Below are 15082 nucleotides of genomic sequence, written 5' to 3'. Positions count from 1 at the left end.
GAAACGGGGTTAAGACAGCGGCGTCGTCGCCATCGCCACAATGGTTCGAATACCTTCCAGATAGTTACCGAGGCGTAAATTCTCATCAAAACTATGCTGATTATTATCGGCATTCACCAGAGGAACGATGACGTAAGGCACTTTCAATACGCTGACCGCGCCGCTCATCGGCAGCGTCCCGCCCATCATACGATTCTTCTCCGGTGCAACGCCGCGCGGTGCGGTTGTTGTCGCAACCGCCCAGTGACCCAGCGGGGAATCGATCTCGGTTCTGGCCGCATAGGCGCTGCTCGGATAGGCCGTCAGGCTAAGGGAAATCAGATGCGGATACTGTTCGCGTTCGGCCTGCGTAGGCGCTTCACCGGCAATGATATGAAAGCCTTTGCTGGCGATATACTGGCGTAACAGCGCATACATATCGTCCGGCGGCGTCTCCGGCACGGTGCGAATATTCACGCTGGCCGTCGCGGTTGATGGAATGGCGTTCGAAGCCTTTTTACCCGTGTCGCCCGCTTTAATGCCGAGAATATCCAGCGAAGGATATTGCACCGCCTCTGCCGCATTGCTGGCGACCTTCTCTAACTGAGCGACACCAAAGCGTTTCTCCAGCGAACCCGCAGGTGGTGCGGTCTCTGCGACTTGTTTTTTATCGCTCTCGCTAAGCGTGACGCGATCATAGTAACCAGGGATCGTGACCTTACCGTCCGCATCTTTCATGCTTGCCAACAGCGTGGCCAAATTTTGCACCGGATTGGGAATGACATTGCCATAACCGCCGCTGTGCGCCGCCGCGTTTGCACCGAAAACTGTCATATCGATCTGGATTGACCCACGATTGCCAAAGTTGATGCCAGGACGATTGCTGGACGGCATCGCGCCGTCATAAATCACCATACCGTCACTTTTCAGCAGCGTCAGATTGTCGGCCATGACCTTTGTCAGGCCGGGCGAACCTTTTTCCTCTTCAGAATCCAGCAGCACTTTGATATTGACCGCAGGCTCAACGCCTTTATCTTTCATTGCGTCCATGGCGGCGAGAAACATCACGATCGGCCCTTTATCATCGGCCGATGCCCGGGCAAAGAGGCGCCATTCTGGATTGATATCCCCTTTCAGAAGACGTGACTCAGGCAGCGTCTGCCATTTACCCGTAGCGTCTTTTTCTTTCAACACGGGCTGCCACGGCGGCGTTTGCCATTCGGCGGGATTCACGGGCTGTCCGTCAAAATGCATGTAGAACAAGATGGTTTTACGATCGGCTTTTGGCGTGCCCAGCTCAGCATACACCAGCGGCTTATCACCATTTGTCAGCTGTTGCGTGGTGAAACCACGCTTCTGAAAAGCCTTTTCCAGCCAGTCGGCATTACGCTGGATATCCGCAGGCACGGCAGCATCATTGGGCAACGTGAGTAATTCGAGATATTCAGGGAAGCTGTTTTGCGCGTAACGTTCCGCATCGGCGGGTGCCAGTACCAGCTGTGCACTGGCAGGTAAGCAGAGTATGGCTGCCGACAGCGACAGTGCTGCCAGCGTCAATTTTTTACCGGGAATCATAAAAACGTCCTGTTATACAGAAATGAGGAGTTTTTATCCTACACACGATTTTGTAACAAGGGTACTGTCTGCCAAAATAGCACGCGGCTTGTACTGCATTTCATTGTTAAGCCACGATAAAACAACGATGGCACATTGCCTGTACCATCGTCTTCACCCCTAACGCCCTTTTTGCAGCGTTTCTTTTACCTGACCAATCAGTTCGCGGCGGAAATCGCCGAGGCGCGGTTTGTCATCCAGCCACGGCAGCGGGCGGCACAATTCCATCGCCTTGATACCCAAGCGCGCGGTCAGCAGCCCTGCGCCAATGCCCTGTGCAGCGCGAGTTGATAGCCGCGCGGCAAGATCCTGCGACATCCAGTCCATACCTATTTCCCGCACCAGCTCCGATGCGCCGGCAAACGCGATATTGACCAGCACCAGCCGGAACAGGCGAATGCGGCTGAAATAGCCGAGTTCGATGCCGTACAGCGCGGCAATACGGTTAATCAGGCGCAGGTTGCGCCAGGCGATAAAGGCCATATCCACTAGCGCCAGCGGGCTGACGGCGATCATCAAGGTGGATTCCGCCGCCGAGCGGCTGATTTCACGCCGCGCCTGCGTGTCCAGTACGGGCTGAACCAGACGTGCATAAAGCTCCAGCACTTCGCGGTCGTTGTGGGTTTCATGGAGTGAAGCCTGCCAGCGCTGTATCGCCGGATGGCCACTATCCAGCCCCGCTTGACGTGCCAGCTTTTCACAGAATTCGCGTCCGCGCCCCACGCCGTGGCTATGTAACAGATCGCGAGCCACGTCGCGCTCTTCTGCCCGCTCCCGTAAGCGGTAGAGGCGTCGCCACTCGACAGCCAACGAGCCGACGCCCGCCACCACAATCAGGCTGCCTGCGGTAATGCCGCCCAGCGCGATCCAATCCTGCTGTACCCAGGCGTTATGCAGTGACTGCACGCCCTGTGCCAGCGCGCTAACACCAAACAGCCCGATTCCCGCCATCACCATACGCCGCCACAGGCTGCGCTTTGGTCGCAGCGCCGCGCTGATCGCCTCTTCCGCCGCACCTTCTTCCGGCACTTCTTCTTCGCGGCTGATCGGGGAAAACGGCGTGCCGCTCTGCTCGTCAAATGCTAACCCGGCACGCAACTGCGGCTGTGGCTCTTGCGGTGAAACGTCATCGAACGTGACGCGGGGTTTCAGTGGCTCGTTCATCGCAATTTATCCTTTAACAGAAAGTCCATGACCGTATCCAACCGGATATGCGGCAACGGCGTGTCTACCGTCATTTCTCGCGGACGAAATTGATCGAAATGGAAGCCCTGCGTTTGCCAGAATGCCGCCCCTGGTAAACGCGCAGGCACTTCACCAGGGTAGACCGTCAACGGCTGGCCGTCACTGAGCCGATGTCCTTTCAGTGCCGGAATTTTCTGTCCCTGATGATCGACCACCCCGCTCTGCGTTGACTGGATCGACGCAATGCCTTCGCAGCGCATGTCGATGCCTTCAAACGCCGCGTTCTGCCACGCTTCCTGCACCAGTTGCTGAAGCAACGACACCAGATTGGCGTGCTGGTCGGCGGTAATGTGATCCGCTTTACTCGCCGCAAACATCAGTTTGTCGATGCAGGGCGAGAACAAACGCCGGAACAGCGTGCGCTTCCCGTAATGAAAACTTTGCATCAGTTGGGTGAGCGCCAGCCGCATATCGTTAAACGCATGAATGCCGCTATTGAGCGGTTGCAGGCAATCGACCAGAACAATCTGCCGGTCGAAGCGTACGAAGTGATCCTTATAAAATCCTTTGACGACCGACTGACAGTAATAGTCAAAACGCTTGCGCAGCATGCCGATGTTGGTTTTCTCATCCGCCTGCGCCAGCTTAGCTTCACCGATCTGATTCACCTGCGGCCAGGGGAAGAATTGCAGCACCGGCGCGCCCGCCAGATCTCCCGGCAATACAAATCGTCCCGGTTGAATAAAGTGCAGTCCTTCCTGTTTACAGCGGTGCAGATAGTCGGTGTAAGCCTGCGCCACCTCGGCAAGCTGGTTCTCATCCGCCGGGGCCAGCGGATCGACTTTCTCACACAGTGCCAGCCAGGGTTTAGCCCACTCGGTGCGTCCCCCTTGCAGCAAACCGCCCATCTGCTGCGACCAGCTCAAATAGGTTTGCTCCAGCAGCGGCAGATCCAGCAACCATTCGCCGGGGTAATCGACAATTTCCAGATAGAGCGTCGAGGTGTCTTTGAAATGACGCAGCAACGAATCCTTAGAGCGATAGCGCAGCGCCAGACGAATCTCACTCACGCCGCGCGTCGGCGTTGGCCAAGCCGGCGGCGAGCCATACAGCGCGGCCATGCCTTCATCATAAGCAAAACGCGGTACGCCCAGATCGCGCTGCGGCACACGTTTCACCCCCAGCAAACGCTCTTCGCGCACGGGGGAAAACATCGGCAAGTGTGCACCGCTGTGGGTATTCAATAATTGATTGACGAACGCGGTGATAAACGCGGTTTTGCCACTGCGACTCAACCCAGTGACGGCAATCCGCAGGTGGCGATCCACGCCGCGATTGACCAGTGAGTTAATTTCGTTCTGTAGTCGACTCATCGAATGAACCATCACTCCTTTGGTTGAGAGATATATCGTATCAATATAATAATAAAATCAGACAAACGCCTCACGCTCACGTCGATATAAGTTCAACCCCGCTCACCTATCTCATACCGTATTTTTACCGCCAAAATGTAAAGAAACGATACTTTTAAGACAACTCTTAGCAAGCAATAAGACAACTCTTAGCAAACAAATTGTTAACGTATATAACCTGAAATTGTACCAAGTAACCAATTGTTTCTGGAAACGAATGGTATCCCAATAACAATTAATAATTCAGGTTAATTCATTATGCTACGGAATGCGTCATTCACTGACGGGTATCAACCTGCGCGTCTCAGCCAGCTTGCGCTATTTATTTTATTGACCACCTCAGCAAGCAGTTGGGCGGCAGATAATAATCTTACGCCTATTGCCGCACCGAACCGGGTGGATGAACAGCTAAATATCAATCAGCAGGATCGCCAGCGTGCGATGCAGCAGCAATTAGCGCCACAAACGCCTGATGTGCGTTTGCAGCCACCTTCCTCATTCTTTACTAAGTTGCAATTTCCGCAGGAGCAACAGTGCTTTACGCTGTATCACATCATACTGACCGGCAAGGAAGATTTCCCCTCCTGGCTGCGTATCCCGCTGCAACAGCTGGCCGATCAGGGTAAAGGTCAGTGCCTGGGTGCTCAGGGGGTCAACCTGCTGATGAGCGCACTGCAAAACCGTCTGATCGACCATGGCTACGTCACCGCGCGCGTAATGGCGCCGCCGCAAAACCTGAAAACCGGCACCCTGCATATTACTCTGATTCCGGGCAAAACGCGCCAGATCAAACTGACCAAAGAGAGCGATCGCTACGTGAGCCTCTGGAGCGCCCTGCCAGCGCGTGAAGGCGAACTGCTGGATTTGCGTGATATTGAGCAGGGACTGGAAAACCTGCAGCGCGTGCCCACCGTACAGGCAGAGATGGCGATTGTGCCAGGTGAACAGCCCGGCGAAAGCGACATTGACGTCACCTGGAAACAGGAAAAAATGTGGCGTCTCGGCGCGACGCTCGATGATTCAGGCACCGAAACCACCGGTCGTTATCAGGGCGGCCTGACGCTGTATATCGATAATCCCTTCTCACTCAGCGACCTGTTCTACATTTCCGGCAACCATGACCTTGAATCCGGCAGCGAAAAAGGCAGCAAGAACTACATGCTGCACTATTCCGTACCGTTCGGTTACTGGATGGCGGGCGTCACCGCCAGCGGCTACGACTACAACCAGAATGTGGCGGGCGCGTATGAAGACTACAACTACAGCGGCAACAGCAAAAACCTTAACTTCCAGCTGAGCCGGGTGCTGCACCGCAGCGGCAGTCAGAAAACTTCAATGAGCTATGAAATTCTGACGCGCGAATCGCAGAACTTCGTCAACGATACCGAAGTGGATGTGCAGAGGCGTAAAACCAGCGCCTGGCGTCTGGGTCTGCAGCATCGCCACTACTTCGGCGCTACCACCCTTGATGCCGCAGTGAGCTACCAGCGCGGCACCCGCTGGTTCGGCGCGATTCCGGCGCAGGAAGAGTATTTCGATGAAGGCACCGCGCTGGCGAAAATTATCCAACTCAATGCACAACTCGATATGCCGTTTACGCTGGGCAATCAGACCTTCCGCTACAACGTGCAGTATCTGCGTCAGATTAACCATACCAAACTGACGCCACAGGATCAGCTGTCGATTGGTAACCGCTGGACCGTGCGCGGCTTTGATGGTGAACGCACCCTGACGGCCGACAACGGCTGGTTCGTGCGCAACGATCTGGCCTGGCGCACCCCGCTGCCTAACCAGGAACTGTATCTCGGCGCTGACTACGGCGAAGTAGACGGCACGCGTGATTACCTCGTTGGAAAACATCTGGCGGGCGGCGTGCTTGGTCTACGCGGTAACGCCTTTAACACCGGCTACGACCTGTTTGTCGGTGTGCCGTTCTCCAAACCGGAAGGTTTCCACACCAGCCCGGTCACCCTCGGTTTCAACCTCAGCTGGCAGTACTAAGGAGGCGCGTGATGAAGATTCCTGTTAATGGCTATCAGTTAACCGCCCCGCTGCTCGGCGGTCAGTTCAGCGAAGCGGAAGCGCTTGGCGCGGCGGTCTGGCTGTGGATGCATTCGGAACAGCACCGCGATATTCCGCTCAGTGTGCTACCGACGCTGCTGCTACCCGCCATCAAACATCAGCAGTTTGTTATTGCCAGCCGCGATGACAAGCCCATGTTTTTCCTCAGTTGGGCGTGGATGGACGAAGAAGCGGAACAGCGCTACCTCACCGGCCCCGGCATCCTGGTGCAACCGCAGGACTGGACCAGCGGCAACCGCCTATGGTTCCGCGACTGGGTCGCGCCCTTCGGCGATCAGCAGGCATTTCGTCGCATCGTCGGCGGCACGCTGTTTCCCCACTTATGTGGCCGTGCGCTGTACCACAAAGGGGCGGAACGCGGACAACGGGTACTGCAATTTCGTGGCGATGACGTCACCCAACAACAATTCAGACTCTGGCAGCAGAACACGCCGCTGGTTGCTTAACATCACTTTTAGCAGGGATAACTTTTCGTGAATAAGAACCTCTATCGCATCATTTTCAACAAGGCTCGCGGCCTGTTAATGGTGGTATCAGAAATCAACCGCGGCCAGGGTAAAAGCGGTGCCAACGGCGTCGGCCATACGCTGAGCCAGCTGATTGGCCGCATGAAGCCCACCGCCTTCCTGACCATGACCGCACTCGGTCTGGTCACGCTCGCGCCACAGGCGCTGGCGGCCGGAATTGTCGCCGACAAGAGCGCCCCGGGCGGCCAGCAGCCGAATGTGATGCAGAGCGCCAACGGCACGCCGCAGGTCAATATCCAGACGCCGAGCGCCGGTGGTGTTTCGCATAACAAATACACCCAGTTTGACGTTGATAACAAAGGCGCGATTCTTAATAACTCGCACAAACAGGTGCAGACTCAGATGGGCGGCTGGGTGGCGGGTAACCCATGGCTGGCGAAAGGCGAAGCCAAAATTATTCTTAACGAGGTCAATTCGCGCGACCCGAGCAAGCTGAATGGTTATGTCGAAGTGGCAGGCCGTAAGGCGCAGGTGGTCATCGCCAACCCGGCGGGCATCAGCTGCGACGGCTGTGGCTTTATTAACGCCAACCGCGCCACACTGACCACCGGCACGCCGCAGATGGCCAACGGTGAACTGCGCGGTTACCGCGTGGGCAAGGGTGAAATCGTGGTGGAAGGTGCTGGCATGGACAGCAGCCGTCAGGATTACACCGATCTGATTGCCCGCACCGTGAAAGTTAATGCTGGTATCTGGGCGAAAGATGTGACCGTCACCACCGGCAAAAACGAGGTGGCCGCCGATAACAGCACGGCCACAGCCAGCAGCGCAACGGACAGCGACAGTAGCGACGTCAAACCGACGCTGGCGATCGACGTCGCCCAGTTGGGCGGCATGTATGCCGGTAAAATCCGCCTGGTGGCGACCGAGCAAGGGGTCGGCGTCAGCAACAAAGGGACGCTTGGCAGTCAGGCGGGTGACATCACCATTAACGCCAATGGCGATATCGTCAACAGCGGTACGGTCAATGCCGGTCAGGATCTGCTGCTGGGCGGTAAAAAAGTTGACAACAGCGGCACCCTGTTTGCCCAGCGCGATCAGAGCACTACCGCCAGCGAGGAGGTGACGAATACCGGCCTTATTGCCGCCAAAAGCAACACCAGTGTGCGCGGTGCCAGCATCCGCAACAGCAAAGGCGCGGCCATAGCCGCCGGAATGAAAACCGATGGCACCCTAGCCGACAGCGGCAATCTGACACTCGCCAGCGACGGTAAACTGACCAGCCGGGGTCAGGCGCTGGCCGGTGGCAATCTGAACGCCAGCGCCAGCCAGATTGATCTCAGCGGCAGCGATACCGCCGCACATCACGCCACGCTGACCAGCAGCAGCGATATCATCACCGACGACGCACAGCTGCTGGCGAGCGGCGATCTGAAACTCTCCGCCGCCGGTAAACTCAGCAACGATCGCGGCGTGATTAACGCCAATGCACTGCAGGTCAACACGCCGGCTATCAGTAACCGCGGTGGCAAGTTACTGCAGAGCGGTGACAGCGATCTGCAACTCAGCATTAACAGCATTGATAACCAGAATGGCCGCATCGCCGCCAATGCCAAAAAATTCAGCGTACAGAGCGCCAGCCTGAATAACCAGGCCGGCACCATTATGGCGGCCGGTTCCGGCGCGCTGGATGTTGCGGCCAGCAGTGAACTGAATAACCAGAGCGGTACGCTGGCCGCAGCCAGCGATCTGGCGATCGCCACGCCGGTGCTAAATAACAACCAAGGACAGATCTCCGCCAATAAGCAGCTGACGCTCGATCAGCAAAACAGCAGCGCCCTCGCCCGCACCGCAGCCACCAGCAGCGATCTGCGTATCAGCAATGAAGGTGGTCGTCTGGTGGCGGGTCAGCAACTGACCTTCCGCGGTCGCGAGATTAATGGCAGCGGTGAAATTCTGTCGCTTGGCGATATGGATCTCAGCTTCGCGGACGACTTCAGTAACAACAATAAAACGCTGGCAAATGGCGATCTAACGCTGAACGTCAATAACAGCCTGATCAATACGGCGCTGCTTGGCGCAGGTGGTAAGCTGAATGTGCAGGCCAGCAACATCGACAACCAGACCACTGGCGAACTACGTTCCCAACAGACCACGCTGAACGCCAGCGATACGCTGAGCAACCGCGGCCTTATCGACGGCGTCCTAACCCGCATCAACGCCAGCACCGTCAACAATATCGGCACCGGCCGAATTTATGGCGACGGCCTGGCGATCGGCGCAGCGACGCTGAATAATCTGGCGGAAAATAACAGCAGCGCCACCATCGCGGCGCGCCAGCGTCTGGATCTGGGCATCGGTACGCTGAATAACCGCGACCACTCCCTGATCTACAGCAATGGTGATATAGCCATCGGCGGCGCGCTGGATGCGGACATGCTGACGACCGGCAAGGCAGGCGAAATTAACAACCACAGCTCGACTATCGAATCTGTGGGCAATATGGCGCTGAGCTTCACCACGCTGAACAATATCAATGACAACTTCGCCACCAGTATGGTGCAGTTGTCCCAGCGGCAGAAAGATGAGTACATGGTGGTGGACCTGAATAATGGCGTCCACTACAGCCCTGACGACTACAACATCAGCTTCTACAAAAATGAAGTGCGCCATATCTGTATCGAAGGCGTGGTGTGTGGTCGCGACCATTACTATCAGTACAGCTATACCGAGACCATCAGCGAAGAGCAGATCGCCCAGAGCGACCCGGCGAAAATCATCGCGGGCGGTCAGATTTCGCTCTCCGGCGATAAGCTGCTGAACGACAAGAGCCAGATTATTGCCGGTGGCACCCTGCTGACGGCAGTGAAGGAACTGGTGAATACCGAAGTCACTGGTCAGAAACTGACGGAAAAAGTCGGTCAGGTCATCGAATGGGATCGTATCCATAAAAAAGGCAAAGACAGCCAGAAAGCACGCGCTTCGGCCTATACACCGCCAACGGAAATTCAGTCCATCAGCCTCAGTCCGACCGTGATGAAGGAGCATACCCAGGCAACCAGCAGCGCACCATCGCTGGCTGAGTATGCCGCGCAGCGCGTGGAAGTGGCCGGACAGAACACTGACGTCATTCGCTCGATGACACCGGATGCTTCCCTGCCAACCGGCAGCCTGTTCACCCCCCTGCCGGATGCCACCAGCAGCTATCTGATCGAAACCGATCCGCGCTTCACCAATCAGAGAATCTGGCTGAGCTCCGACTATATGCTGCGCCAGTTGCAGACCGACCCGTCGATCACACAAAAACGCCTCGGCGATGGTTTCTATGAGCAACGTCTGGTGCGCGAGCAGATCGTTGAGCTGGTCGGCCAGCGCTATCTCGCCGACTACACCAGCGATGAAGAGCAGTATAAGGGCCTGATGGAAGCGGGCGTCAGCTTCGCGAAGAAATTCAATCTGGTGCCGGGCGTGGCGCTCACCGCAGAACAGATGAAGCAGATCACTCAGGATATGGTGTGGCTGGTGGCGCAGGATGTGAAGATGCCGGATGGCACCACCCAGAACGTGCTGGTACCACAGGTGTATGCACAGGTGCAGCAAGGCGATATGGACGGCAGCGGTGCGCTGCTGGCCGGTAAGAACGTCAGCATTGGCGTCAGCGGCGGCATGCTGAACAGCGGACGCATCAGCGCCACACAGCTGGTCAGCGTTTCCGGCGACGATATCGTTAACGTCGGCGGCATCATTGCGGGTAAATCCGTGTCGCTGCAGGCGACCAACGATCTCACTAACACCGGCGGTACAATACGTGCCACCGATACCCTGCTGGCGCAAGCCGGACGCGATATCACCGTTGCCAGCGAGACCAACCACGCGGAAAGTCAGAACGGCAGTAACAACTTCAGCCGCGACAATATCGACCGTGTGGCAGGCATGTATGTGCAGGGTGACGATGGCAAACTGCTGCTGCAGGCAGGCCGTGATGTCAATCTGCAAGCCGCGCAGGTGGTCAGCTCCGGTGAAAACAGCCAGACGCAGATCGCTGCTAATCGCGATATCACTATGACCACCGTCACCACCGGCAGCCGCGACAAAGTCGTGTGGGATAAAGATAACCACGTCACGCAGACGCTGACTCAGGTACAAGGCAGTGAAGTCACCAGCGACGGCAATATCTCGCTGAATGCCGGCAATAATATTAACGCCCAGGCGGCAAAACTGAATGCCGATCGGCAGCTTGCGCTGACCGCCACCAATGATATCAACCTCGGCAGCGCCAGCAGCCAGGAATATCTGGATATGAATTCGAAGGTGAAAGGTTCCGGCTTCCTGTCGAAACGCACCACTACCACCCGCGCTGGTTACGATGCCACGCTGGCAAACGGCAGCAGTCTGGGCGGGGAAAATATCTCCATCAGCGCGGGTAACAATCTGAATATCACCGGCAGCGATGTGGCGGCTGATCGGGATCTGGCACTGCGTACCGGTAACGACCTCAACGTCACGGCGGCAGAAGAAAGCCGCGACAGCTGGTCGATGAAGAAAACCACCAAGTCGGGCCTGATGAGCAGCGGCGGCATTGGCTTCTTTGTCGGTTCAATCAAAGAGAGTTCGACCTCCGATACTGCGGCGCTGACCCACAACAACAGCACGCTGGGCAGCGTCAATGGCGATACCAGTCTGGTGGCGGGCAATAATATCGCCGTGCAGGGCTCCGATGTGATCGCCGGTAACGACATCAATATGGTGGCGAACAATATCACCATTGATGCCGCGAATAATCAGAGCACCACCGACACCACCTATGAGCGTAAACAGACGGGTCTGACGCTGGCGCTGTCCGGCGCGATCGGTAGCGCGATTAATGCCGCCTACACCAGCGCGAAAGCCGCCGATGAGCAGCAGGATGGCCGTATGGCATCGCTGCAGAAGCTGAAATCCGGTCTGGCAGGCGTACAGGCCGCTCAGGCCGCGGTGCTAGCTTCGCAGAATACCGCGGATCAGAATGCCATTGGCGTCAGCCTGTCGCTGAGTACCTCAAAGTCGAAGAGCGAGAGCCACAGCGAAGCGGTTAACGCTTCCGGCAGTACCGTGCAGGCGGGCAACAATATCAATCTGGTGGCGACCGGTTCAGAAAATGGCGCAGATGGCGATCTGACCATCGGCGGCAGCCAGTTGAAAGCAGGCAACGATGTGCTGCTGTCGGCGAACCGCGATATTAACCTGCTGTCGGCGCAGAATACCCAGTTGCAGACCGGCAAGAACAGCAGCAGCGGTGGCGGCGTGGGCGTCAGCATCGGCGCTGGCCAGGGCGGCGCGGGGATCAGCGTATTTGCTAACGCCAGTAAAGGTTCCGGCAACGAAAATGGCGATGGCCTGACCCACACCGAAACCACGGTCGATGCAGGGAATAAGCTGACGGTTAACAGCGGACGTGACACCACCCTGCGCGGCGCACAGCTGAGTGCCGATCAGGTGGTAGCGAATGTCGGACGTGATCTGACGCTGCAGAGCGAACAGGACGTCAATAACTATGATTCGAAGCAGAAGAACAGCTCGGCAGGCGCCAGCTTTACCTTTGGCAGCATGACCGGTAGCGTCAGTGCCAGCGTGGCGAAAGATAAGATCCACAGTACCTACAACAGCGTGCAGGAGCAGACGGGTATCTTTGCCGGTGACGGCGGTTTCGATATCACCGTCGGCAACCACACCCAGTTGGATGGCGCAGTGATTGGCAGCACTGCCAGCGAAGATAAAAACCGTCTCGATACCGGCACGCTGGGCTTCAGCAATATCGACAACAGTGCAGAATTTGAAGTATCGCACAGCAGCGTCGGTATCAGCACTGGCGGGCTGGGCGCGCAGGATCTACTGAAAAATGCCGTACAGAATCTGGCGGCTAATGGTCTGGGTGCGGGTGGCAGCGATGGGAATGCCTCCGGCACCACCTATGCCGCCGTTTCGCCGGGATCGCTGATTATCCGTGACCAGGCGAACCAGCAGCAGGATGTCAGCACGCTGAGCCGCGATGTCGAGCATGCGAATCAAAGTATTAGCCCAATCTTTGATAAGGCGAAGGAACAGCAGCGTCTGAGCCAGTTGCGGTTGATTAGTGATATCGCGAATCAGGCCGTCGATATTACTCTCAAGCAGGGTGAAATTATGGCTAACAGTGCCGGCATTGAAGAAGCTGGTGAGTGGGATGGTAAAGAAAAGCGTGATGTTTACTGGAATCGTGTCAAAAATACAGACGCTTATAAAAACGTGAGTGACCAGTATAAGGCTGGAGGTGATCTTGACCGCGGAGTTCGCGCGGCTGCTGCTGCAATTACTGCTCTGGCTGGTGGCGACCCAGCGAAAGCGCTAGCCGCCGGAGCTGCGCCTTATATGGCTGGAGTAGTAAAAGGCATGACAGTAGGCTTTGATGAAGACCCGACGGCCGGTCAAATTGCAGCAAATGCTATTGGGCATGCTGTATTAGGTGGTGTTGTGGCTGAATTGTCGGGAACAAATGCTGCTGCAGGCGCCATCGGCGCGGCGAGTGGAGAACTCGCTGCACGTGCTATTCGTGAATATTTATACCCTGGTGTTAAAACGGAAGATCTCAAACCAGAACAGCGTACTAAGATTAGCAATCTGGCATCGCTGGCAGGGGCTCTTGCTGGCGGACTCAGCACGGATACTTCTGCTGGCGCTGTCACTGCGCATGATTCCAGTAAAAATGCGGTGGACAACAATGATCTGTTAAGCCCTGGCATGATGTCTTGGGGCTCTGGTGCGGTGTCACTCGCCAAATATGAGATTGAGCATGGCAAAACGCCTGAGCAGGTCAGTGAATCATTACGCATCTACAACAGAGGCACCCTTTCCGAGAATCAGGATCCGGTAAGAGGATTACTGCAAGCCTGGGGCTTCTTTATGGTTAATGCCCTGACACTCGGTGGAGGGAGTACAGTGACGGGTGGAGCAATCACCGTCAATGGACTCATCGGTGGCGCAGCCAATATCAATAACCAGGTAATCACCATGAAACCGGGTGAAAGCATAAGTTACACTGATGCTTTAATTGCTACAGGCGTCAGCGCCGTCACCACAGGGAAGAGTTTCCTGGCAACCCAGGTTTGGGGGATGAGCGGAGCCTATGTTGGCAGTAAAATTAAGGGTGACCAAGATTCTACCGGCGCGGTTACCGGCGCTGGGATCGGTAACGTTGCCGGTGCCACTACGTCGACCATTATCAGTGGTGCAGCGGGTACGAAATTGCCGAAACCTGCAGCGGACATGCTGGGGAGTACTTTTGGAGCCGCTGTTTCTGAAGGTACAGGGACGGTAATCCAGAAAGCGATTGATAAGAAGCCGCAGGATCAACAAGGAAAATAAGCAGTGAGTACAAAAAAACCTGGTTTTAGTACGCTTTTCTATCTGATGGCAGGCTGCTTCCTGGCGCTCTCCTGCACGGTGGCACTCGTCTATTTTGGGGTATGGCTCTACTACCAGTTTATCCTGCAAATGCCATCAGGTATGCATTGGCAACCTTTACTGACTAAGGCTCTGCGAATTGGCATCGCTTCAGGGCCAGTCATTGGCCTAGGTGTCTGGATACATATGCGCATGGAATACAGTAAAGGAGATAAACGGTGAAACGGTTGCTGCGTTCTGCGAACGCAGCGGTCATTCTGACCGCTGCGGGCTGTGCCTTTATTCCAGACCATACTTTTTTCGTCCCCCCACCTCAAAGTGCTCATGCCCCATGGCTGAGGATTGTCGATAACACTGAGCAAACCAGCCTTTATCAAATGCTCAATGGTGAAAGCAAAGGTGGACTGATACGCTCCAGTGAGTGGGTATTACAGAATACAGTGGATCGGGGGATGCCAAAAGTTGTCGGAGAGAAATACAATATTGACTACTACGAAACGCAACTCATTGCAGGTGCAGAAACCGAAGTAGTCAATGTTTACGTTGAAGGTAAGCATACCTGCCTTGTGGATACTTATTTCACGCCGGAAGAAGGGAAGTTTTATCAGTTCCAGCTGGAAACCGATACATTGCGGTTCCGCTGTCGCGTTCATGCCAGTGAAATCGTGAAAGACAGTAATGGTATGTGGCAGTTGAAGCCATTAAATACGGTACGTTACACAGCTAAGGCAGGCAGTGGCTGGCATCCGATGCACAGTGGCATGTAATTTTTAAATATTAAAGCATAGTTGTACTGGATAAAAACTGGGTGCCTGAATTTGGCACCCTTTTCACCTGATTTGCGATGGATAAACACGGCAGAATCGCCGTTATGGTAAATAACTGCTTTGGCAATTTACCTGATGCCCTTCTTGCAATCACTGA

The 15082-nt window shown here is 55.8% G+C and carries 8 protein-coding genes; 5 read left to right on the top strand and 3 right to left on the bottom strand.

The annotated features are described in order from the left end of the window. Nucleotides 1-9: 9 nt before the first annotated feature. The 3 genes from ACIPUG_RS00685 to ACIPUG_RS00675 form a co-directional block, all read right to left on the bottom strand. The gene (locus ACIPUG_RS00685) at nt 10-1554 is read right to left on the bottom strand and encodes a M20/M25/M40 family metallo-hydrolase (RefSeq protein ID WP_400336881.1); all 1545 of its coding nucleotides are present in this window, start codon (nt 1552-1554) and stop codon (nt 10-12) included. A gap of 159 nt (nt 1555-1713) precedes the next feature. Then, nucleotides 1714-2757, bottom strand: coding sequence for a YcjF family protein (locus ACIPUG_RS00680; protein WP_400336879.1), 1044 nt, complete (start codon nt 2755-2757; stop codon nt 1714-1716). Then, entirely contained in the window at nt 2754-4151 is a 1398-nt protein-coding gene (locus tag ACIPUG_RS00675; RefSeq protein ID WP_014915688.1) for a YcjX family protein, read from the bottom strand. Before ACIPUG_RS00675 ends, ACIPUG_RS00680 begins: the two co-directional genes overlap by 4 nt. Before the next feature lie 297 nt (nt 4152-4448). On the opposite strand from ACIPUG_RS00675, the gene ACIPUG_RS00670 reads away from it, so the two are divergent. The 5 genes from ACIPUG_RS00670 to ACIPUG_RS00650 are packed head-to-tail and all read left to right on the top strand — an operon-like array spanning nt 4449 to nt 14925. Beyond that, entirely contained in the window at nt 4449-6191 is a 1743-nt protein-coding gene (locus ACIPUG_RS00670) for a ShlB/FhaC/HecB family hemolysin secretion/activation protein (protein ID WP_400336877.1), read from the top strand. 11 nt (nt 6192-6202) lie between these two features. Further along, complete coding sequence (locus tag ACIPUG_RS00665; RefSeq protein WP_010295854.1) at nt 6203-6718, top strand: toxin-activating lysine-acyltransferase; 516 nt, start codon at nt 6203-6205, stop codon at nt 6716-6718. A gap of 27 nt (nt 6719-6745) precedes the next feature. Beyond that, nucleotides 6746-14119, top strand: a complete 7374-nt coding sequence (locus tag ACIPUG_RS00660) for a hemagglutinin repeat-containing protein (RefSeq protein ID WP_400336875.1) — start codon at nt 6746-6748, stop codon at nt 14117-14119. Nucleotides 14120-14122: 3 nt separating this feature from the next. Continuing rightward, nucleotides 14123-14380 carry a hypothetical protein gene (locus tag ACIPUG_RS00655; protein ID WP_039279536.1) on the top strand — a complete coding sequence of 86 codons (258 nt, stop codon included), beginning with the start codon at nt 14123-14125 and terminating at the stop codon, nt 14378-14380. Then, a complete protein-coding gene (locus tag ACIPUG_RS00650) occupies nt 14377-14925 on the top strand; it encodes a hypothetical protein (protein ID WP_235208474.1) in 549 nt (182 codons plus the stop codon). Before ACIPUG_RS00655 ends, ACIPUG_RS00650 begins: the two co-directional genes overlap by 4 nt. The last annotated feature ends 157 nt before the right edge of the window (nt 14926-15082 follow it).

Origin of the sequence: Pectobacterium sp. CHL-2024, from assembly GCF_044751765.1 — a bacterium.
Classification (GTDB): Bacteria; Pseudomonadota; Gammaproteobacteria; order Enterobacterales; family Enterobacteriaceae; genus Pectobacterium; species Pectobacterium brasiliense.
The sequence above is the reverse complement of the archived record's forward strand: the minus strand, read 5'-3'. Positions and strand labels throughout refer to the sequence as shown.

Bases quoted from the DNA above. Each gene is read 5' to 3' on its own strand.
- ACIPUG_RS00680 (WP_400336879.1), bottom strand. From the start codon at position 2,757: ATGAACGAGCCACTGAAACCCCGCGTCACGTTCGATGACGTTTCACCG.
- ACIPUG_RS00685 (WP_400336881.1), bottom strand. From the start codon at position 1,554: ATGATTCCCGGTAAAAAATTGACGCTGGCAGCACTGTCGCTGTCGGCA.
- ACIPUG_RS00670 (WP_400336877.1), top strand. From the start codon at position 4,449: ATGCTACGGAATGCGTCATTCACTGACGGGTATCAACCTGCGCGTCTC.
- ACIPUG_RS00675 (WP_014915688.1), bottom strand. From the start codon at position 4,151: ATGAGTCGACTACAGAACGAAATTAACTCACTGGTCAATCGCGGCGTG.
- ACIPUG_RS00665 (WP_010295854.1), top strand. From the start codon at position 6,203: ATGAAGATTCCTGTTAATGGCTATCAGTTAACCGCCCCGCTGCTCGGC.